The 19,727-nt window shown below is 64.9% G+C and carries 19 protein-coding genes; 14 read left to right on the top strand and 5 right to left on the bottom strand.

The annotated features are described in order from the left end of the window. Positions 1-109 precede the first annotated feature (109 nt). The gene (locus DTX69_RS26840; protein WP_162917593.1) at positions 110-973 is read right to left on the bottom strand and encodes a 1-acyl-sn-glycerol-3-phosphate acyltransferase; all 864 of its coding nucleotides are present in this window, start codon (positions 971-973) and stop codon (positions 110-112) included. Positions 974-1,093: 120 nt separating this feature from the next. Between DTX69_RS26840 and DTX69_RS26835 the strand changes: the two genes are divergently transcribed. Both DTX69_RS26835 and DTX69_RS26830 read left to right on the top strand, forming a co-directional pair. Then, the gene (locus DTX69_RS26835; protein WP_119304665.1) at positions 1,094-1,753 is read left to right on the top strand and encodes a class I SAM-dependent methyltransferase; all 660 of its coding nucleotides are present in this window, start codon (positions 1,094-1,096) and stop codon (positions 1,751-1,753) included. A gap of 18 nt (positions 1,754-1,771) precedes the next feature. Continuing rightward, positions 1,772-2,599: an SAM-dependent methyltransferase gene (locus DTX69_RS26830; RefSeq protein WP_119304664.1), complete on the top strand. Its 828-nt coding sequence runs from the start codon at positions 1,772-1,774 to the stop codon at positions 2,597-2,599. Between the two features lie 15 nt (positions 2,600-2,614). Here DTX69_RS26830 and DTX69_RS26825 read toward each other — a convergent pair whose 3' ends face one another. Next, positions 2,615-4,189: a PAS domain-containing protein gene (locus DTX69_RS26825; RefSeq protein ID WP_119304663.1), complete on the bottom strand. Its 1,575-nt coding sequence runs from the start codon at positions 4,187-4,189 to the stop codon at positions 2,615-2,617. Between the two features lie 230 nt (positions 4,190-4,419). After that, positions 4,420-5,025, bottom strand: a complete 606-nt coding sequence (locus DTX69_RS26820; protein ID WP_284736101.1) for a TetR/AcrR family transcriptional regulator — start codon at positions 5,023-5,025, stop codon at positions 4,420-4,422. Positions 5,026-5,316: 291 nt separating this feature from the next. On the opposite strand from DTX69_RS26820, the gene DTX69_RS26815 reads away from it, so the two are divergent. The 10 genes from DTX69_RS26815 (at position 5,317) to gabD (ending at position 15,765) form a co-directional block, all read left to right on the top strand. After that, positions 5,317-6,201 carry a DMT family transporter gene (locus DTX69_RS26815; RefSeq protein ID WP_162917591.1) on the top strand — a complete coding sequence of 295 codons (885 nt, stop codon included), beginning with the start codon at positions 5,317-5,319 and terminating at the stop codon, positions 6,199-6,201. Positions 6,202-6,252: 51 nt separating this feature from the next. Then, complete coding sequence (locus DTX69_RS26810) at positions 6,253-7,410, top strand: glycosyltransferase (protein WP_119304660.1); 1,158 nt, start codon at positions 6,253-6,255, stop codon at positions 7,408-7,410. A 5-nt stretch (positions 7,411-7,415) separates the two neighbouring features. After that, on the top strand, positions 7,416-8,282 hold the full coding sequence (gene hpnC, locus DTX69_RS26805; RefSeq protein WP_119304659.1) for a squalene synthase HpnC: 867 nt from the start codon (positions 7,416-7,418) through the stop codon (positions 8,280-8,282). Beyond that, positions 8,279-9,145: a presqualene diphosphate synthase HpnD gene (gene hpnD / locus DTX69_RS26800; protein WP_119304658.1), complete on the top strand. Its 867-nt coding sequence runs from the start codon at positions 8,279-8,281 to the stop codon at positions 9,143-9,145. The genes hpnC and hpnD overlap by 4 nt, the downstream gene beginning before the upstream one ends. Positions 9,146-9,147: 2 nt before the next feature. Next, positions 9,148-10,413: a hydroxysqualene dehydroxylase HpnE gene (gene hpnE / locus DTX69_RS26795; RefSeq protein WP_284736098.1), complete on the top strand. Its 1,266-nt coding sequence runs from the start codon at positions 9,148-9,150 to the stop codon at positions 10,411-10,413. Between the two features lie 84 nt (positions 10,414-10,497). Further along, on the top strand, positions 10,498-11,397 hold the full coding sequence (locus DTX69_RS26790; protein WP_119304656.1) for a proline iminopeptidase-family hydrolase: 900 nt from the start codon (positions 10,498-10,500) through the stop codon (positions 11,395-11,397). 196 nt (positions 11,398-11,593) lie between these two features. Further along, positions 11,594-12,157: a hypothetical protein gene (locus DTX69_RS26785; protein ID WP_119304655.1), complete on the top strand. Its 564-nt coding sequence runs from the start codon at positions 11,594-11,596 to the stop codon at positions 12,155-12,157. A gap of 15 nt (positions 12,158-12,172) precedes the next feature. Continuing rightward, complete coding sequence (locus DTX69_RS26780; RefSeq protein WP_119304654.1) at positions 12,173-13,414, top strand: YcaO-like family protein; 1,242 nt, start codon at positions 12,173-12,175, stop codon at positions 13,412-13,414. Beyond that, entirely contained in the window at positions 13,411-14,169 is a 759-nt protein-coding gene (locus DTX69_RS26775) for a TfuA-like protein (protein WP_119304653.1), read from the top strand. The genes DTX69_RS26780 and DTX69_RS26775 overlap by 4 nt, the downstream gene beginning before the upstream one ends. A gap of 114 nt (positions 14,170-14,283) precedes the next feature. Beyond that, positions 14,284-15,765 (top strand): NADP-dependent succinate-semialdehyde dehydrogenase, encoded by a 1,482-nt coding sequence (gene gabD, locus DTX69_RS26770; RefSeq protein ID WP_119304652.1) that lies wholly within the window; start codon positions 14,284-14,286, stop codon positions 15,763-15,765. A 208-nt stretch (positions 15,766-15,973) separates the two neighbouring features. On the opposite strand, the gene DTX69_RS26765 is transcribed toward gabD, so the two are convergent. Beyond that, positions 15,974-16,528 carry an extracellular solute-binding protein gene (locus DTX69_RS26765; RefSeq protein ID WP_119304651.1) on the bottom strand — a complete coding sequence of 185 codons (555 nt, stop codon included), beginning with the start codon at positions 16,526-16,528 and terminating at the stop codon, positions 15,974-15,976. A gap of 311 nt (positions 16,529-16,839) precedes the next feature. Here DTX69_RS26765 and DTX69_RS26760 point away from each other — a divergent pair, with 311 nt between their 5' ends. Beyond that, positions 16,840-17,421, top strand: a complete 582-nt coding sequence (locus DTX69_RS26760) for an HpcH/HpaI aldolase family protein (RefSeq protein WP_162917590.1) — start codon at positions 16,840-16,842, stop codon at positions 17,419-17,421. A 229-nt stretch (positions 17,422-17,650) separates the two neighbouring features. Here DTX69_RS26760 and DTX69_RS26755 read toward each other — a convergent pair whose 3' ends face one another. Beyond that, positions 17,651-18,541 carry a FecR domain-containing protein gene (locus DTX69_RS26755; RefSeq protein ID WP_119304649.1) on the bottom strand — a complete coding sequence of 297 codons (891 nt, stop codon included), beginning with the start codon at positions 18,539-18,541 and terminating at the stop codon, positions 17,651-17,653. A gap of 233 nt (positions 18,542-18,774) precedes the next feature. Here DTX69_RS26755 and DTX69_RS26750 point away from each other — a divergent pair, with 233 nt between their 5' ends. Next, the gene (locus tag DTX69_RS26750; protein WP_119304648.1) at positions 18,775-19,725 is read left to right on the top strand and encodes an ABC transporter ATP-binding protein; all 951 of its coding nucleotides are present in this window, start codon (positions 18,775-18,777) and stop codon (positions 19,723-19,725) included. Positions 19,726-19,727 lie beyond the last annotated feature (2 nt).

Genomic DNA, 19,727 nt, shown 5'->3' with positions numbered 1-19,727 from the left:
ACTCATTGCAAGCGGCTGCAACATTGATGGCTTCGGCGACCCGCAAATGTGCCGCCGCTGCGGACTCCCGTGTTGACACCAATCTCAGTGGCCTGTGGCAGCCCGGCCGCTAGCTGTTGTTGGCAAGCGCATAGGTCCGGCGGCGCAATTCGCGCATCGCGAGGGCGGCGGAGGGGATTGCCGCCAACTCAGTCCAGGAAATGGGCCTGCCGACACGGACTTGCAGGGGCTTGCCGCGGCGCTTGTTCAACTCGCCGATCAGCAAGGCGATCCGCCACGCCAGGCTGATCTTGCTGGCGGCGTGAAACATCGGTCCGTTCTGCCCGACGAAATAGACCGGCAGGGCAGTCGCCTCGGCGGAGCGGATCAGCCGATAGGCGAAGTTCTTCCACGGCAGATCGTCCGCGCGCGCAAACCCTCTGAGCGGAAGCTTCAACGGCGCGGTCGACACGCCGCCGGCCGGAAAGATAACGATCGTCTCGCCCGCCCGCACCGCGTCGAGCGCGCGGCGCCGCGCTTCGATGTTGTTGCGCAGCGCATCCTCGGTCCCGTTGAAATCGATCGGCAGGAAATAGGGGATCGCCTCCGGCACCCGCATGAGCTGGCTGTGCGCAAGGACCTTGAACGGGCGGCCAAGCTTCTCCGCCAACGCGCAGATCGCGATGCCGTCCAACAGGCCATAGGGATGATTGGCAATGACCACGAGGCGCTCAAGGCGATTGACCGGCGGTGGCCACGGCTCGCCCTCCATCTCGAGCGAAATGCCAAGCCAGTAGAGCGCGCTTGACCACAGCGACATGCCGCTCAGCGGCCATTGATCCCGCCATTGTTCATAGAGCCGCACCAGCCGCGATCGCCCGCCGAGCAGTTCGATCATATTGATGAGGGCGCGCTCGAAGACCGGCGCGGTCGGATCGGCGTAGGTCAGGGGGCTCGCCGTGCGCGCGAGCGCGACGAGCCTCACGCCGGCCATGTTGCTTCGGATTGAACAGCGAGTCGGATGACGCTTATCATGCGCGCAGCTTACAATAGCTGGATGACGGATTGGTGACATCCCGCCGCGGATTGCACCGGATGGATCAAGGGAGATTCAATGGCACAACGTCTGAGTTCGGCCGAGCTGGTCACGCGCTTCATCGACGAGCGGATGTCGCGCGAGATTCCGGCGCAACAGGCCCTGCGCGCCGAGACGCGCAAATTGCCTGGCTCCGGCATGATGAGTCGTCCGGAATCCGATGCGCTGCTCCAGATGCTCATCAGGCTCACCGGCGCCAAGCACGTGATCGAGGTCGGCACTTTCACCGGGTCCGGCTCGCTGGCGATGGCGCTGGCTTTGCCGGAGGATGGGCGCATCGTCGCCTGCGACGTCAACGCGGAGTGGGCCGCCATCGGCCGCAAGCATTGGCAGCAGGCCGGCATCGCGCACAAGATCGACCTTCGCCTTGCACCGGCCTCGGAAACCATTGCAGCTTTATTGAAAGGCGATGCAGCCGGTACATTCGACATGGCGTTCATCGATGCCGACAAGACCGGCTATGACGCCTACTACGAGGGATGCCTGAAGCTGCTGCGGCAGGGCGGGCTGATGGTGCTGGACAATATGCTGTGGAGCGGTCACGTCGCCGATCCCGACATGCATGACAAGGACACCAATGCCCTGCGTGCGCTCAACCTGAAGATCAAGGACGACGGCCGGGTGGATTTCTGCCTGCTGTCGGCGGACGACGGAATCCTGCTGGCGCGCAAGCGCTGACGGCTGGCGGAGGCGGCGATGAGTACCGAGCGGCAGGTCGCAAAGCACTATACGCATGGCTCGCTGCAGCAGGCGATCTTCGATGCGTTGCGGGCGATGGGCAAGGATCCAGAGCGGTTCTCGGCCATGGATCTGTCGACAGGCGACGAGCTTCATCTCGGGTGGGTGCCGGCGACCGCCGCGCTGGCAAAGGATCTCGGGCTAGCGCCGGGCATGCATGTACTGGATGTCGGCTCCGGCATCGGTGGTCCAGCACGCTTCTTCGCGGAGACCCATCGCTGCCGTGTCACCGGCATCGATCTGACCGACGAGTTCGTGCAGGTGGCGACGGAACTTACGCGCCGATGCGGGCTCAGCGATCTCGTTTCCTTCCGCCAGGGCAGTGCCCTCGATTTGCCGTTCAGTGCCGGCGCGTTCGATGCCGCGACGCTCATCCATGTCGGCATGAACATCGCGGACAAGGCAAGGCTGTTCGAGAGTGTGCGTCGGGTGCTGAAGCCCGGTGCATTGTTCGGCGTCTATGAAATCATGCACGCAGGCAAGGGCGATCTGCCGTATCCGATGCCGTGGGCGCAGACGCGCGAGACCAGCTTCGTCGAGACGCCAGAGACTTATCGCCACCTGCTGAGCGCGGCCGGCTTCACCATTGAAAGCGAGGAGAACCGGCGCGAATTCGTGCTCGATCTGGCGCGGCAGATGCGCGAGAAGGCCGAGAAACATGGCATGCCGCCGCTGAACCAGCAGGTCCTGATGGGTCCTGCCTTCCGCGAGCGCCTCGGCAATGTGATGGCGACGCTCGAACGCGGCACCATCGCACCGGTGCAGATCATCGCGCGGGCTGCGTAAGGAGGTGATCGATTCCTATTCCCGATCCGATCTACGCCGTTGCGGGAGCATGGCGACGACCATGGCGCCTTTGCCTTCGGCGACGTCGATTTCGGCCACGCCGTCCAGCACCTTTGCGGCGCTGCGGAGCGCGTTCCAGGCGATGGTGAGCGGGCGCTGGGCGGATTTGCGGTCGGTGGGCTCGCGGGCGGCTTTCAGGACCTCGGCGGCGGACTGGGCGCAGCCGCTGGTCTGAATGGTCAGCAGCAGCCTTTCGTCCGAGCCGCATTGTGCGCGCAATACGATTTCGCCACCATGCTCGACGCACGCGAGGGCGAAATCGAGCTGCGCCTCGATCACCTTGCCGAGCAGGCGGCGCGGCAGATGGACCAGAGCAGCACTCGATTCAATCTCGGTCTCGATCACGGTGCGGCGACGTTCCGCATTGCGCTGGCGCTTGGCAATGATGTCGGTCACCAGCTCGCGTAGCGCGGTTTCGGCGCCGCTATCCTTGCGCCGTTCTTTGTCCGGATGGGCAGCACCATCGAGCAGCGCGCGCGCCTGATCAATGCCGCCCAGCGCCTCCGAAAGATAGCTCTTGTAGATCGCGACGCCGACCGGCCCGAACACCTCGTCGCTCATCATGTTGATGTTGCGGCCGATCAAGTCGAGGCGCGTAGTCACTTCCTTTGCGAGCTCATGCAACAGCTCGGCATTGGCGCGCAGGCCGTTGGGACCGTCGCTCTGCAGCGCGCTGTGGATCGGACCCGTTGCCGCGTTCGATCTCGGTATCGCCCAATCGACTTCGCGGAGCACGCATGCGATCAAAGAGCGGCCGAAACGCTGATAAGTATTGGCGAGAATCTCGACAGGACGGCTGAACCCGCCCGGCAAACGCAGGATCGCCGTCGAGGGGCCGCGCAGATTCGTCAGAGCCTCGGGCGTCCAGGTGGCGCCGCGGCCATCGTCCACAGCGCGCGATACCAGCGCCGAGAAGGGCGTGCCGATGAGTGCGCTGCCGCTCAGGCCGAACATGCGTTCCGCCGCGGCGTTGGCGAGGTCGATGGCGCCGTCCTCGCGCAACGCGACTACGGCTTCCGGCAGCGCGTCGAGCAGGGCGCGAGGGTGGTCATCGCTCTCGTCGTTCGCGGTTGCCGTCCAATATTGCAGGGAATCTTCTCGCAGTTTGCGGCGCTCGAGGCAGGCTGAGAAGCATAGCCGCGCGACCGAGCGGTCCAGCGGCTCGCGCAGGATGTCGTCGATACCGATCTCGATCGCCTTCTGAGTCGGTGTGCTCTGCACGTCGGCGCTGACCGCAACGCACACAATGCTGGCGAGCAGCGCATCGCCGCGCAGGATCTCGATCGCCGCCAGATGCTGGGTGCCTTCCCGGACCAGGTCGACGATCGTCAGGTCGAAGCCGCCGGTGCGCAGGGTGGCGATCGCCTGCTCAGCGCTGTCGACACGTTCCGCCGGCGGGCGATCGAGCGCGGCCAACGCGCTGTCGATCGCCTGGAATCCATCCTCCCGCACGGTGAGCAGAAGTGCTCGCCGAACGGCGGTTGCCGCTTCACTCAATTCTCCCGGAACCGGGCCTGACAGCGAATTCATGGGGCTTCTGCGCCACCGTTTTTGTATCGGTTTAGACTGGGGTAACAGGTCTTAAAATTGCGTTAGTTTTTGAGGCAAAGTCAGGGGAACTGAGCTATGACGGCGGCGCCGGCCGCCAACCCCAGCCGTCCATTGGCCCCGTCTTTTCAATGAGCTACGAGGGCTATAGTGGCGCTTCCAGGCACGCGGGCCGAGCAGCGGGCTTCGAACGCTGATCGACGTCTTCCTCCCTATCGTGCGGGCGCGCCTGGGTGTGCTTTTTGAGACTGCGGCGCGCGCAGCAGTGCCGCGCAGGCGCGGGCGATCGCCGGGGCGAAGTCGGACATGGTTCCGGTGACGCTGCCGTAAATCAGCGCAAGGGCAGGCTGGATGATCGCGCCCACCGTCATCGCGGCGGCGAGACCAGGATCCTGCCGCGGGATCTCGCCTCCTTCGATGGCGCGTGACACGAGGTCGCGGAAGATGATTGCCGGGCTGGTGGGTGCGGAGCGGATGTTCGGCAGCGCTGTGTGTTGCACCAGAAGGAGGAACCGATAGAGCGTCGCGTCCTCGTCGAACAGCCGGCACATGTAGTCGATCATCGCGCGCAGTTTGGCGTCGAGATCGCCGACGGTTTCCCGCTGGATGCGATCGAGCTCCGCACCGAACCGGAAATAGTGGTCCTGGAATAGGTCCCGAACGAGTTCGTCCTTCGATTCGAAGTGCCGATAGATCGTGCCCTCGGCGATGCCGGCTTTCTTCGCCAGATCTCGGGTCGTGGTCTCGGCGACGCCCTTTTCGACGAACAACTCCAGCGCGGCGGACCTCAGGCGGTGGCGGGTGGCTACGGCAGGCACGTCCAATCCCTCCCAGGAATGCGAGTGAGTGATCACTCATAAGTGAGCCTCGGTTGTATAGAGAGAGTCAAGGGGAGTCGCGCTTTTATCGACAAGCGCCTGTTCTGCCGTCGATTTTGCCCGTGAGAGGAGGCGAGCCATCCGTCCGGCAGCGGTCCCTGGAGGAGCTAAAACCGTCGTCCGTCGACGATCAGGCGCGCCGGTTCCCAAGCACTGTTTGCGCAGACCAAATGGAAATCAGACGGAGCGTGCATGAACGAGTGCCAGCCAGCGATAGCGGCGGACCGGGCTATGCCCAGACCTTGGAGGGTTCTGGCGGGCTGCGCGCTGGCGCTGGTCGCGGTGGCGATCTGGTCCGGATGGCTGGTGATCACCCGCTTGGCGGTGACCAGCACGCTGACGGCGGAGGATCTGGCGGCGCTGCGCTTCGGCGCGTCAGCGCTGATCCTGCTGCCGGTGGTATGGCGGCGCGGTTTGGAGTTGGACCGATTTGGCTGGCGGGGCCTGGCGCTGATCGTGATCTGCGCCGGGGCGCCCTATGTGCTGCTGGCCTCGCACGGTCTCGCGCTGGCGACGGCGGCCGAGGCAGGTGTGCTCATTCCCGGCACCATCCCGCTGTTCGTCGCGCTGATCTCTGCCTTTACCGTGCGCGAGCGTGTAGGACGGGTTGCGCGCATCGGGCTGGGGCTGATCATCGCCGGCATTGCCGTGATCGTCGTGCCCGCGCTGCTGCGGGCGGTCGGATGGCAGCTGGCGGGCTATGCCATCTGCCTAGTCTCCGCCGTCATGTGGGCCGCGTACACGATCGAAGCGCGGCGCGCCGGCGTCGACGCGCTGCATGCGACTGGGATCATCATGGTCGTCTCGGGCGCCTTGTTCCTGCCGATTTATCTGTTGCTGCCGGGCCAGAGGCTGTGGGAGGCGAGCCCCGCCGAGTTCTGGCTGCAGCTCATCTATCAGGGGCCGCTGACCGGCATCGTCGCGCTGCTGGTCTATACCAGGGCGGTCGCGATCCTGGGCGCCACGCGCGCTTCGTCCTTCACCGCTTTGCTGCCGCTGTCCGCCATGCTGCTGGCGATCCCGGTGGTCGGCGAACGGCCGGACCTGCGCACGGCGATCGGCGCCGTTTCGGCTGCCTTGGGCGTCCTGCTGGCGACCGCCTTTGCGCGGCGGTAGTGGCCCATTTGGGGGTGGCAGGGGCGGGGCTTCCTGGCTATAGCTTGCCCCATGAATGAAGGGGTTATCCTGCTCTCCGGCCTGGTCCTCGGCATCTGGGTCTATCTGGTGCTGTTCCATGGCCGGTATTGGCGCGAGCGGCCAGCCAAAGCGCCGACCGACGGTCCGAAGCACTGGCCGGAGGTCGCCGCGATCATTCCCGCGCGCAACGAGGCGCTGGTGGTGGGAGAAGCACTGAGCTCGCTTCTGAGGCAGGAGTACCCCGGCAAGCTGCGCATCATCCTGGTGGATGACCAGAGCAGCGACGGCACGGCGGACATTGTGCGCGCCACAGCCGCAGAGCTCGGCGCCGCGGATCGCGTCCGCGTCATTTCCGGCAAGCCGCTGCCCGAGGGCTGGACCGGCAAGATGTGGGCCGTCCATCAAGGCGCAAGCGAGCTCGAGGATTTCTCCCCCGGCGCCAAGTATGTGTGGCTGACCGACGCGGACATCGCCCATGACGCCGGCAGCCTGCGCGGGCTGGTGGCGCGGGCAGAGGCCGGCAATCTCGCGCTTACGTCTTTGATGGCGCGACTCAAGACGGATACCTTCGCCGAGTGCGCGCTGATTCCGGCCTATGTCTATTTCTTCCAGATGCTCTATCCCTTCGCCTGGGTAAACGATGCGAAGAAGAAGATGGCGGGCGCGGCCGGCGGGTGCATGCTGGTGCAACGCAAGGCGCTTAAAGCGGCCGGCGGCATCGCGGCCATCAGGAACGCGCTCATTGACGATTGCGCGCTGGGCAAGGTGCTGAAGAAGCACGGGCCGATCTGGCTCGGCCTGGCCGACGGCGTGCGCTCGCTGCGCGGCTATCCCGCCTGGGGCGATATCTGGCGCCTGATCGCGCGCTCGGCCTTCACGCAGCTCCAACATTCCTTGCTGCTGCTCGCGGTTTGCGTGTTCGGCATGGCGTTGACCTTCCTCGCGCCACCGCTGCTCTCCATCCAGCCCGACGTCGGCGCGCGCGCGTTCGGGCTGGCGGCCTGGGCACTGATGGCGCTGAGTTATCTGCAGACTCTCGTCTATTATCGCCAGCCGATCTGGTGGGCGCCGTTGCTGCCGCTGACGGCTCTGTTCTATCTCGCGGCGACCATCGATTCCGCGCGCCGGCACCTGATCGGACGCGGCGGCGAATGGAAGGGTCGTGTGCAGGCCCAAAAGCCGGTGTAGCGGCGATGAGCGAGGCGGCCGTGGACATCGCAACGCCCTCGGGCAAGAACAAGAGCACGGAGAATTTCCCGGTCGGCTCCGCGCTGATCCGCCCCGCTCTGCGCCCACATGTGCACGCCTATTATCGCTGGGCGCGCACGGCCGACGACATCGCCGACAACTCGGCGCTGACGTCGGAGGACAAGGTCGCGCGCCTCGATCTGATGGAAGCGGTGCTGAAGGACCCTGCGCGGCGCGATGTGCCGGTCGCCGCCGAGATGCGCGAGAGCCTGAACGTGACCAACGTGCCCGCGGTCGATTGCACGGATCTGCTGATCGCGTTCCGCTGGGATGCGACCAAGCTGCGCTACGACGATTGGGCGGACTTGATGAAATATTGCCGCTACTCCGCTTCACCGGTTGGCCGTTATCTGCTCGACGTCCATGGCGAGGATCCGGCAGGCAAGCATTACTCCGACGCCTTGTGCGACGCGCTGCAGGTCATCAACCACCTGCAGGATTGCAAGGCGGACTATCTCGAGATGAACCGGGTCTACGTGCCGCTGGATCACCTAGAGGCCGAAGGCATCGGCGTCGAAGCGCTGGCAGAGCCGAAATGCTCGCCCGCCTTGCGCCGCGTGCTCGATCGCCTGCTGGACGAGACCGACGAACTGATGCAGCGCGCGCGCAAGCTGCCCGCCGCCTTGCGCGATACGCGCCTGCGCTGCGAGAGCGCGACTATCGTGCGTCTGGCCGATACCTTGATCCGTCATCTGCGGCGGCGCGATCCGCTGGCCGAACGCGTGAAGTTGAAGAAGCCCGCCGTCGCCTGGTGCGCGATCCAGGGCATCGCCTGGGCGCTCGCCACGCCCAAACCCAAGCGGACGTCATGAGCGGCAACGGCGCAATCACCACCAACATGGCCGGCCTGCAATCGGACATCGCGGCCAAGGTGCAGGCTTCCGGCACGTCGTTCTATTCGGCAATGCGGCTGCTGCCGCAGGCGCGGCGCGATGCCATGTTCGCGATCTATGCCTTCTGCCGCGAGGTCGACGACATCGCCGATGAACCGGCGGAGATCGCGGACAAGAAACGCCGGCTGGACGGGTGGCGGACCGAGATTGCGCGGCTCTATGACGGCGTCCCGCAGCATCCGATTGCAAAGGCGCTGCTGCCCTGCGTCAAGAAGTTCGACCTGCGGCGGGAGGATTTCCTGGCGGTGATCGATGGCATGGAGATGGACGCGGTCGAAGACATCGTTGCGCCCTCGATGGTCAAGCTCGATCTCTATTGCGACCGGGTGGCGAGCGCCGTGGGGCGGCTGTCGGTGCGGGCCTTCGGTGCGACCGAGCCGCAGGCGGATGACGTCGCCCATCACCTCGGCCGTGCCTTGCAGCTCACCAACATCCTCCGCGACCTGGGGGAGGATGCGGAACGCGGCCGTCTCTATCTGCCGATCGAGCTGCTTCACGCCGCCGGCATCCTGGAGCACGAGCCGATGAAGGTCATGGCGCACCCGAACCTGCGCACGGCCTGCCGGCAGCTGGCGCGGCGCGCCCAGCAGCATTTCGCCGGCGCCCGGGTCGCGATGGCCGCCTGCGCCAAGGGTCCGATGCGCCCGGCGGCCATCATGGGCGGGGTCTATCGCGCCATCCTCGAGCGGCTCATCAAAGCCGACTGGCGCGACCCCTTTGCACGCGTCTCGCTGCCCAAATGGCAGAAGATCTGGCTCGCCTTCCGGCACGGGTTCCTGTGAGCGTGGCCAAGTCTCTGCACGGGCGCCGCATCCATGTGATCGGCGCTGGCCTCGCTGGGCTGGCGGCGTCCGTGCGGCTTGCGAAAGCAGGCGCGCATGTCAGGCTCTACGAAGCGGCACAGAATGCCGGCGGGCGCTGCCGCTCCTACCTGGATGCCGAGCTCGGCTGCCGGGTCGACAACGGCAACCACCTGCTCGTCTCCGGGAACGATGCGGCGATGGCCTATGTGGCGGAGATCGAATCCGCGGCCACCTTCATCGCCCGCGACATGGCGGAGTTCCCTTTCGTCGACTTGAGGACCGGCGAGCGCTGGTCGGTCCGGCCGACCGACCATCGCTTCCCTTGGTGGATCCTGCTCGCCCAGCGGCGTGTCGCCGGCTCCCGTGCGTGGGACTATCTGCAAGCGCTGAGGCTGCGCGACGCGGGGCTCGGCGATACCGTGCGTGCGGTGCTGCCGGCCGAGTCGGTCCTTTACGAGCGGCTGTGGCGGCCACTGACGATTGCCGCGCTCAACACGCTACCCGAGGAAGCCTCCGCGCGCCTGCTTTGGCATCTGTTCGCAGAGACCTTCGGGCGCGGCGGGGCAGCGCTCCATGCCCTGCTGCCGCGCGACGGCCTGTCGGAAAGCCTGGTCGATCCCGCCCTGAAGCAGCTCGCGGCGCGGGGCGGGCAGATATCCTTCGGTCACCGGCTGCGTAGCTTGACCGTGACTGCGGGCGCGGTCGCCTCGCTCGATTTCGGCGCCAAGGGCCAGGTCGATGTGGCGGCCGATGAGGCCGTCCTGCTGGCGGTCAATGCGCCGGTTGCAATCGATCTGCTGCCCGATCTTGTCGTGCCGACCGAGTTCCGCGGCATCGTCAATGCGCATTACGGCATCGAGCCGGCGAACGTCGCGCCGCATAGCTTCCTCGGCGTGATCGGCGGGACCGCGGAGTGGGTATTCGTGAAGCCCGGCCATGTCTCGGTCACCATCAGCGCGGCCGAGCATCTGATCGATCGCGCGGCGGAAGATCTGGCGCAGTCGATCTGGCGCGATGTGCAGCATGCGTTGAAGCTGGGCGCAACGCCGATGCCGCAATGGCGCATCGTGAAGGAGAAGCGCGCGACCTTCGCCGCCACGCCCGCGCAGCTGCGCCGGCGTCCCGGCCCTGTGACAGCGCATCACAACTTGTTCTTGGCCGGTGATTGGACGGATACGGGTTGGCCATCTACCATTGAAGGTGCGATTCGCTCCGGCTTCGCAGCGGTGCAAGCGATCGCGGGCTGAATGCAAATCTGAGCCCGCCATATTGAGGGCGCATTTCATCGCTAGGAAGTCAGCGAGACTCCAGATGTGGGGGAGAGGTGCGCAATGCTGGCAGCCAGCATTACCCCGATCGGACCGGAACGGACCGGCTATGCCGATGCGCCGGGTGGCCGCATCTGGTGGCGCATGGATGGCATCCGCCATCTCAAGTCAAATCGAGCACCGCTGATCGCGATCCATGGCGGGCCAGGCGGCTCGCACGACTATCTGCTACCGCTCACCAAGCTCAGCGAAGAGCGCACCGTCGTCCTCTATGACCAGCTCGATTGTGGTGACTCCGACAGGCCGGATGATCCCGGCAACTGGACCATCGATCGCTTCGTCGCCGAAGTGGATGCGCTGCGCGCCGCGCTGGAGATCGAGCGCTGCATCGTTCTCGGTCACTCCTGGGGCGGCCTGATCGCGGTCGAATATGCCGCGCGCGGTGCTCCGGGACTACAGGGTGCAATCTTCGCCTGTCCGCTGATCAGCACCGCGCGCTGGGTCGCCGATAACGCCGCGCACAAGGCGGCGTTGCCGGCGGATATCCAGATCGTGCTCGATCGGCACGAGGCGTCCGGGACTACCAACACCCCGGAATATCAGACGGCGCTCGGCAGCCTGATGAAGCAGCATTTCTGCCGCCTCGGCCAGGAGCCGCCGGAAGTCATGCGCCTTTTCAAGAAGCTGAACGGCAAGCTCTACCGGACTCTGTGGGGCGACAGCGAATTCGCCTGCACCGGCATGCTCAAGGATTACGATGGCAGCGTGCTATTGCCGCGCATCAACGTGCCCTGCCTATTCCTGTGCGGCGAGTATGATGAGTCCACTCCCGCCGCCAATCGAGATTTCGCATCGCTGACGCCTGACTCCAAGGTCTCGGTCATTCCCGGCGCCAGCCACATGCCCATGTTCGAGAACCCGATCGCCTTTTTGACAGCACTACGATGGTTCTGCGGGATTTAATTCCCTCGATCTGAGCTGCTCCCCCGCAACTATTCCTTTTGTTCTATGGTCGCCCGACCACAGGTTGAAAAATTCACCCCTTATGCCGTGTGGCTGCTTGACTTGTAACAACCTGGCTCTATGGTTAAGGGGCTATTAACGGGGGCTCAGCTCGTAAAGCATTTACTAACCATCTTTTTACTGCGAGGAGGGGCGCATGATCGAGCACACACAATCCCTAGAAGGGGATGCTGGCGTCGGCGATATTCTCGTGAAGATCCGCGGCCGGCATTATCTCATTCCGGCTGAAGCGATCGGCAGCCCGCTGGAGGACAGTGGGAGCGAAGTTCTCGGTATGCTGGAAAAAGAGTTGAGCACGCTGGAAGCCACCAGCGACTCCCGGATGATCGGCGTCGACTTCGTCATGGAGCTTGGCGGGAGCGACGATCGCAACGCCCGCGCGATCACCGACGATCGCAGCGCGCGGCAATGCGTGGAGCCAACGCGCAGCGCACGGCAGTGCGTTGAGCCGACCCGCAGCGCGCGGCAGTGCGTGGAGCCAACGCGCAGTGCACGGCAGTGCGTGGAGCCGACCCGCAGCGCGCGGCAGTGCGTGGAACCGACCCGCAGCGCGCGGCAGTGCGTGGAGCCAACCCGCAGCGCGCGGCAGTGCGTGGAACCGACCCGCAGCGCGCGGCAGTGCGTGGAACCGACCCGCAGCGCACGGCAGTGCGTGGAGCCAACGCGCAGCGCACGTGCCATCCACCCGCAGGCGGCCTGATCGACCGTTTGCGCAGTGGACCAAGTAAACGGGGCCGCGCCTAAAGCCTATTTGCGCGGAACGCATCGGGCAGTCGCGCCAGCGGAAACGCTGGCGCGATTTCGCCGTTATGCAGCCCCGATGGGCATTACCCGCTTGGCCGACGTCACCGGCCTCGACTACATCGGCATCCCCGTCATCATGGCGTGCCGCCCCAACTCCCGGGCCCTTTCGGTCGCGCAGGGCAAGGGGCTGGATCTCGATGCCGCCCGCGCCTCCGGCTTCATGGAGGCGGCGGAGACGTGGCACGGGGAGCATATCGATCTTCCCATTCCAGTGGCGTCGCGCCGGACGCTGAAGCGGGGGCGGCGCGTAGTCGACCTCGGCATCGTGCCGCGCACGCACGGCTTTAATGCGACCGACCGCACCGAGTTGCCGTGGATCGAAGCGGAGGATCTGTTCAACAACGAGCCGATCTGGGTGCCGTACGAGCTTATCCACACCGACTGCCGCGAGTTCCGCGAGCATCAGAACAGCGGCCATTTCCCGGTCTGCAGCAACGGGCTCGCCTCCGGCAACACCCGCCTGGAAGCGATCTGCGCCGGCCTTTACGAGATCATCGAGCGCGATGCCAACGCACTCTGGGCGCTGCTGCCGCGTGTCGCGCGCGCCGCGACGCGGCTCGACCTCGATACCGTCGACGATGCCTATTGCCGCGTGCTGATCGATCGCCTGACCGAGGCGAAGATGTTGCTCTCGGTCTGGGACATGACCAGCGATGTCGGCGTAGCCGCCTTCTTCGTGCGTCTGCGCGAGGGGCCGGGCAATACAAGAATGCCGTTGGGCGCCTTCTGTGGCGCGGGCTGCCACCTGTCGCGCGGCATTGCCTTGTCTCGCGCCATCACCGAGGCGGTGCAGTCGCGCCTCACCTATATCTCCGGGTCGCGCGACGATCTGAAGCGCCACAATTACGAGGAGCCGGCGCACCAGCGCATCTCGGAGCTGGCCAACAGATTGTGGGAGAGCCGCATCCCAGCACGCCGCTTCGACGAGGTGCCGGACAACGCGCGGGGCGATTTCGACTCCGATCTCAAGTTCCTGCTGGAGCGGGTGAAGGCGGTCGGTGCCGAGCATGTCTGCGTGGTTGACCTGACCAAGAAAGAGTTCGGCATTCCGGTGGTGCGGCTCATGGTCCCCGGACTGGAACTCGACCCGGAAGACGCGCCCGATTATGCTCTGGGTGAACGCGCACAACGCTTCCAGCAGAGCCTCGCATGACCATCTTCGTGTTCGCCGGACCCTCCCTCGCTCGCGCCGATGCCGGCGTGCCGGGGCTCACCTATCTGCCGCCAGCCGCCGAAGGCGACATCTACCGCGCGGCTTGCGAGAACCCGCGCGCCATTGCCCTGATCGACGGCTATTTCGAGGCGCAGCCAGCCGTCTGGCACAAGGAGATCCTGTGGGCGATGTCGCAAGGCATCCACGTGTTCGGCGCGGCCAGCATGGGTGCCTTGCGGGCGTCGGAGCTGTGGTCCTTCGGCATGGTGGGCGTGGGCGTCATCTATCGTGCCTATCGCCGCGGCGCCCTGATCGATGATGCCGAGGTTGCGGTGCTGCATGGGCCGGCGGAGCTCGGGTACCCCTCGGTCACAGAGGCGCTGGCCAATGTGCGCGCGAACCTGTCGCGCGCGCAGGCAAGGGGCGTGCTCTCGAATACGACCCGCCGCCTCGTGCTGCAAAGCGCCCAATCCATCTACTACAAGGATCGCACCTGGGACCGCATCCTGGCCGAGGCGGTCGGCACCGGGATGGCGGCAGAGGACGCAGCGGCACTGAAGTCCTGGCTCCGGACGAACAGCTTCGATCTGAAACGGCGCGATGCCGGCGCGCTCATACGCCTGATGAAGAGCCGCGAAGCGGCATTCGATGAGCCGCTGCAGGTCTCCTACGAATTCGAGGACACGACCTTCTGGCGCGACCTCATCGACCGGCATGAGCCAGAACCTGAAGAGTCGCTCAGGACCGCAGTCTAAGCCACAGAATTTGCATTATTTTCTGTGAGCACCCTGAGGTCTTTAATCTCCTTTATCGCGCCCTATCTCTGACTATACTGCCCCATCAATCCTGACAGTCGAGGATCAGAAATCATGTCGCAAGCCGCGCTCAAGAAACCATCCGCTTTGTCGCTCAAGGATCCGAGCCTGTTCCGCCAGCAGTGCTACATCAACGGCGCGTGGGCCGATGCCGACAGCGGCAAGACCATCGATGTCACCAACCCGGCGACCGGAGAAGTACTGGGCACCATCCCCAACATGGGCGCCGCCGAGACGCGCCGCGCCATCGAGGCGGCGAATGCCGCCTGGGGCGGCTGGCGCAAGAAGACGGCGAAGGAGCGCGCCAACATCCTGCGCAAGCTCTTCAACCTGATGATGGAGAACCAGGAGGACCTGGCGATCCTGATGACAGCGGAGCAGGGCAAGCCGATGGCGGAGTCCAAGGGCGAGATCGCCTATGCCGCCTCCTTCATCGAGTGGTTCGCCGAAGAGGGCAAGCGCACCTATGGCGACGTTATCCCGGCGCACCAACCCGACAAGCGCATTGTGGTGACCAAGGAGCCGGTCGGCGTGGTCGCGGCCATCACGCCGTGGAACTTCCCCTCCGCCATGATCACCCGCAAGGCCGGCCCGGCACTGGCCGCCGGTTGCCCGATCGTGCTGAAGCCGGCGACCCAGACGCCGTTCTCGGCCCTCGCCTTGGCTGAGCTCGCGCACCGCGCCGGTGTGCCGGCCGGCGTCTTCAACGTGGTCACCGGTTCCGCCACCCAGATCGGCGGGGAGATGACCTCCAACCCGATCGTGCGCAAGCTGACCTTCACCGGCTCAACCGAGATCGGCAAGATCCTGCTCGAGCAGTGCGCCAAGTCGGTCAAGAAGACCTCGATGGAGCTGGGCGGCAACGCGCCCTTCATCGTGTTCGACGACGCCGACCTCGACGCCGCGGTCGAAGGCGCGATCATGTCCAAGTACCGCAACACCGGCCAGACCTGCGTGTGCGCCAACCGCATCCTGGTGCAGGACAGCGTCTATGACGCCTTCGCCGCCAAGCTCGCCACCGCGGTCGCCAAGCTGAAGGTCGGCGATGGCCTCAAGGGTGAGACCCAGCAGGGCCCGCTCATCGACATGAAGGCGGTGGAAAAGGTCGAGGAGCATATTGCCGACGCCGTGCAGAAGGGCGCCAAGATCGCCGCCGGCGGCAAGCGCCACGCGCTCGGCCTCAGCTTTTTCGAGCCGACGATCCTGGTGAACGTCACGCCCAACATGAAGGTGACGCGCGAAGAGACCTTCGGTCCGGTCGCGCCGCTCTTCCGCTTCAAGACCGAGGAAGAGGCGGTGAAGCTCGCCAACGATACCGAGTTCGGCCTCGCTGCCTACTTCTATGCCCGCGATCTTGGCCGCGTCTGGCGCGTGGCGGAGCAAATTGAGTCCGGCATCATCGGCATCAACACCGGCATCATCTCCACCGAAGTGGCGCCGTTCGGCGGCGTGAAGGAGTCCGGTATCGGCCGCGAGGGCTCCAAATACGGCATCGAGGACTATCTCGAGGTCAAGTATCTCTGCATGGGCATCTAAAGGCCCACCGGACTGATGTAACGCGAACGGGCGGAGCCTCGGCTCCGCCCGTTTCTTTTTCGATGTGCCCCAGATCACTCGGCCAGCCAGGAGGAAAACCGCCTCGATAACGCGTCATGGTGCGACGCCCAGAATTCCGGATCGAGCGGAAACGCGGTTGCCATGTGCGCGGGGTGATCCGGAAGATCATCCAAGGCAGCCTTTGCGATCATCGGCACCGCATCCATGTTCGAGGGCCGTATCGGACGGCCTCCGCCATCCGGGCCATCTGAGCCGGGCTGCTGGCGAGCTTCAGGAACTCATAGGCCAAGTCGGAATTGGCACCCTTTGGAATGGCCCAATAGTTCCAATCGATTTCCTGGTAGTCCCACATAGTCCCAAAGGCGCCGGAATTAAGTGGGTTCTTGATGCCACCGGACCATGCGCTCGCCATCACGACCCGAGAATCGGATAGGAACTGGTATGGTTGGCTGCTTCCCTTGCCATAGTCCCACCAGACGATCTCAGACTTGATCGTGTCGAGCTTCTTGAAGGCGCGATCCACGCCGGTGCTGGTCGCCAATTCGCGATAGATCTCTGCTGCCGGCACACCATCGGCAATCAATGCCCATTCCAGGTTCCCGAAGGGTCCCTTCAGCAGGCTGCGCTTGCCGGGGTATCGCTGGAGGTCAAAGAAGTCGCCAGTCGCGGCATCCGTAAATCGCGTGTGCGGAATCGAGGTCGACCACGTCCACCGACCGGGCCTTGTGCAGATCGCCGTCATACTCTCTGTCCGAAACCATTACATTGGCCGCCGTGGCGAAAGGTTGGAAATAGTTTGCGCGCTGCGCCCGCTGATAATTCCCGCCCCACGACATTCCGGTCCGGGCTCTGCCCGCCGCATCCGGCCAGCAGCGCAATCGCGCCAACCGCGACATACTCTACGAAGCCATTCTCATGTATTGCCCCCAAAGCCACGTAAAAGTTGCATTCGTCGCCAGAAAGCTCGGCCTGGTCAAGCCGCCGTCTTGCAACCGGCAAATGAGCACGGTAGCCAAGAGCGGGGCGAGCGCGACTTTCCAGGAGTACCATCAAATGTCCAACGGCAATCCGCTGAAGCACAAATTGCGAGCCGGTCAGGCTTGCTTCGGCGCCTGGATGCTCAGCGCCTCGGCCGACATGGCGGAGATTCTGGGCTATGCCGGCATGGATTTCCTGCTGCTGGATCACGAGCACGGGCAGGGCAGCATCGATGATGCGATCGGCCAGCTTCGCGCCATCAAGGGCAGCGATTGCGTCGGCGTGCTGCGCGTTCCCAGCAACGACTACGTCTATATCAAGCGCGCGCTTGATGCCGGGGTGGCCGGCATCATGGTGCCAAACGTCAGCAGCGCGGCCGAGGCGCGCCGTGTCGTGGATGCCTGCCGCTACGCGCCGACCGGAATCCGCGGCGCGTTCGGCGGCATGCGCGCGATGAAGTATGGCTTCAATCCGGCCTACCACCAGGAATTCTTCGAGGACCTATTGATCGTCGTGCAGGTGGAAAACGCGCGGGCGATCGACGCCATTCCGGAGATGGCCGCAGTCGAAGGTGTCGACGTGATCTTCATTGGTCCGCGCGATCTTTCGGCCACGCTGGGCAGCTCAATCAGTTCGACGATCCCGTGGTGCGCGTGAGATCGACCGCGCGGCCGACGCGATCCTGGCGAGTGGCAAGCTGCTGGGCAGCACCGCGATCTCCGGCGGGATGGCGAAGGAAATGGCCGCGCACGGCTATCGCTTCATCATTCCCGGCAGCGATGTTGGCCTACTCGGGCTCGGCGTCCGCGCGCTTCTGGCGGAGGCCAAGGGGTAGGAGAGGCGTTCCTCCGACATGGCCTTCGCCAGCAGTCGTTTCTGCGATGGCCTAATCATCGTCGCCATCTCCTCCATCGTCACCGCCACCGCCGGAGCCGCTGCCACCGCCGCTACCACTACCACTACCACTACCACTGCCGCTGCTACCGCTACCACTACCACCACCGCTGCCGCTGCCACCTTTGCCGCTGCTGCCGCCGCTGCCCTCTCTATCGCCGCCGCCGCCATCACCTCTGCTGCCAGACGTGCCCTCGCTGCTGCTTGACCCCGTGCTGTCGTCATCGTCGGCCAGCTGATCGCTCGAGGCGGCATCGACCTTCGAGGTGCCGCTGCCCGCACGTGCTTTTGCGGCCGCGGCAGCGCCGCCTGCGGGCGTGGCCGCCAAGGCCGGTGCGCGATCAGCGTTGGTCACGGTGGCCGTTTTCCCAGGCGTCACGTCCAGCCCGCCAATCCGACCAACCGCCTTGACGGCAACTCTCCCCTCATAGACCGAAACTGCCGATGCGCCGTCGATCGCACTGACTTCGAAATCCGTTCCCTTGACCGTGGCAACCAGATTTGGGGTCTCAACGTCGAATGTCTGGTTCTTCTGCCGCTTTGCGACTTTGGCGCGGATGGTTCCGCCAAGAAGATGCACCGTGGTTTTCGTGCCTGACACCTCGAACGTGACGGCAGTAACAGGGTAGAGCTCCATCAGGTCGCGGCCCAGCTGGATGGTGCGCGTTTCACCGCGGCCGGTCACGATGGCGTCGGATGGCAGATTGCTCCCGGACAGAGACGCGTTCTCGACATCCGCATCGTCCCGAAGGAGGTTAGTCAGCCACTCCCAGGCGTCCGCCCGGCTCTCGGTGGGTTGCACAAGAACGAAGGCAGCCAGCGCGAACAAGAAGGCGCCTGCGATCCAGAACTTCAGTTTCGCACGCTGACGTGTGAGAAGCATGTCGTGGACCCCTCAGGATCGACCGCCGATCCGATAAGGGTGACTCCGCACTCGTTAAGCGCTGCTTAGAAGAAGGACGACATTTACCTTAACTTTAGGCGCTTGGTCTTTGGCTTTCGCTGCCCCTGAGCGCCCCAAACTTGCCCTAACCTCGTGAGATTCCGCACGTTTCCGCCGGCCGGCGCGTGGGTAAAGCTTGACCCGCCTCGAGTCCTCAGGGACGAATCGCCTCCATGCTATCTGTAAGACATCTGGTCTTCGACTATCCGGGGGTTCGCGCCCTGGACGACGTGTCGTTTTCCGTCGAGCCCAAGACCATCACGGCTCTGGTCGGACCGAACGGCGCCGGCAAGTCCACTTTGCTGCGCTGCCTCGCGGCGCTCGACCGGCCGTTTGCTGGCGAGGTCATGCTGGATGGGCTCAACATCCACGACACGCCCCGCGACGCCCATCAGCGCATGGGCTTCCTGCCGGATTTCTACGGACTCTATGACGAGCTGACAGTGCGCCAGTGCCTGACCTACCGGGCGGCCGCCTTGGGCGTCCCGCGGGGCGAGCAGGCGGCGCGCGTTCATCTGGCGGCGGAGCGCATGGAGATCCTGGACCGGATGGGCGACAAGGCGGGCGCCTTGTCACGCGGCCTGCGTCAGCGCCTCGCCATCGCGCAAGCCATCATCCATGAGCCGGCGCTGCTGCTGCTGGATGAGCCGGCGGCCGGCCTCGACCCCGAGGCGCGCATGGGCCTGTCAGCCGTGCTGCGCGCGCTGCGCGACAAGGGCATGACCATCATCGTCTCCTCCCACATCCTGGCGGAACTCGAGGACTACTCGACCCACATGCTGGTGATCCGCGAGGGTCGCATCCTGCATCACCGCGCGCTTGATCCCATGTCCAAGCAGCGCGTCCGCATCCGCGTCGAAGTGGCTGGTGGCGAGCATCGTCTGGTCGACGTGCTGAGCCACGAAGGCGGCGTCACCGAAATCACGCTCATCGGCTCGACCTGCACGTTCGAGTATCCGGCGAGCGCGGTGTCTCGCCACACCTTGCTCAAGCATCTCATGGCGGCCGATCTGCACGTCATTGAGTTCGCGATCGACGAGCAGGGGCTGCAGGAAGCCTATCTCGAGCAGGTGCGTGCGGCAGAGGCAGCACGCGCCCTGCCCAAGATCGGGCGAGGTGGCTGAGA

Origin of the sequence: Dongia deserti, assembly GCF_003574735.1 — a bacterium.
GTDB lineage: Bacteria > Pseudomonadota > Alphaproteobacteria > Dongiales > Dongiaceae > Dongia_A > Dongia_A deserti.
Note: the sequence above shows the minus strand (reverse complement) of the source record. Positions and strands in the feature narration are given on the sequence as shown.

Excerpts from the sequence above, each read along its gene's own strand:
- DTX69_RS26840 (WP_162917593.1), bottom strand. The coding sequence starts at position 973 with ATGGCCGGCGTGAGGCTCGTCGCGCTCGCGCGCACGGCGAGCCCCCTG.
- DTX69_RS26835 (WP_119304665.1), top strand. The coding sequence starts at position 1,094 with ATGGCACAACGTCTGAGTTCGGCCGAGCTGGTCACGCGCTTCATCGAC.
- DTX69_RS26830 (WP_119304664.1), top strand. The coding sequence starts at position 1,772 with ATGAGTACCGAGCGGCAGGTCGCAAAGCACTATACGCATGGCTCGCTG.
- DTX69_RS26825 (WP_119304663.1), bottom strand. The coding sequence starts at position 4,189 with ATGAATTCGCTGTCAGGCCCGGTTCCGGGAGAATTGAGTGAAGCGGCA.
- DTX69_RS26815 (WP_162917591.1), top strand. The coding sequence starts at position 5,317 with ATGCCCAGACCTTGGAGGGTTCTGGCGGGCTGCGCGCTGGCGCTGGTC.
- DTX69_RS26810 (WP_119304660.1), top strand. The coding sequence starts at position 6,253 with ATGAATGAAGGGGTTATCCTGCTCTCCGGCCTGGTCCTCGGCATCTGG.
- hpnC (WP_119304659.1), top strand. The coding sequence starts at position 7,416 with ATGAGCGAGGCGGCCGTGGACATCGCAACGCCCTCGGGCAAGAACAAG.
- hpnD (WP_119304658.1), top strand. The coding sequence starts at position 8,279 with ATGAGCGGCAACGGCGCAATCACCACCAACATGGCCGGCCTGCAATCG.
- DTX69_RS26790 (WP_119304656.1), top strand. The coding sequence starts at position 10,498 with ATGCTGGCAGCCAGCATTACCCCGATCGGACCGGAACGGACCGGCTAT.
- DTX69_RS26785 (WP_119304655.1), top strand. The coding sequence starts at position 11,594 with ATGATCGAGCACACACAATCCCTAGAAGGGGATGCTGGCGTCGGCGAT.
- DTX69_RS26775 (WP_119304653.1), top strand. The coding sequence starts at position 13,411 with ATGACCATCTTCGTGTTCGCCGGACCCTCCCTCGCTCGCGCCGATGCC.
- gabD (WP_119304652.1), top strand. The coding sequence starts at position 14,284 with ATGTCGCAAGCCGCGCTCAAGAAACCATCCGCTTTGTCGCTCAAGGAT.
- DTX69_RS26765 (WP_119304651.1), bottom strand. The coding sequence starts at position 16,528 with ATGACGGCGATCTGCACAAGGCCCGGTCGGTGGACGTGGTCGACCTCG.
- DTX69_RS26760 (WP_162917590.1), top strand. The coding sequence starts at position 16,840 with ATGTCCAACGGCAATCCGCTGAAGCACAAATTGCGAGCCGGTCAGGCT.
- DTX69_RS26755 (WP_119304649.1), bottom strand. The coding sequence starts at position 18,541 with ATGCTTCTCACACGTCAGCGTGCGAAACTGAAGTTCTGGATCGCAGGC.
- DTX69_RS26750 (WP_119304648.1), top strand. The coding sequence starts at position 18,775 with ATGCTATCTGTAAGACATCTGGTCTTCGACTATCCGGGGGTTCGCGCC.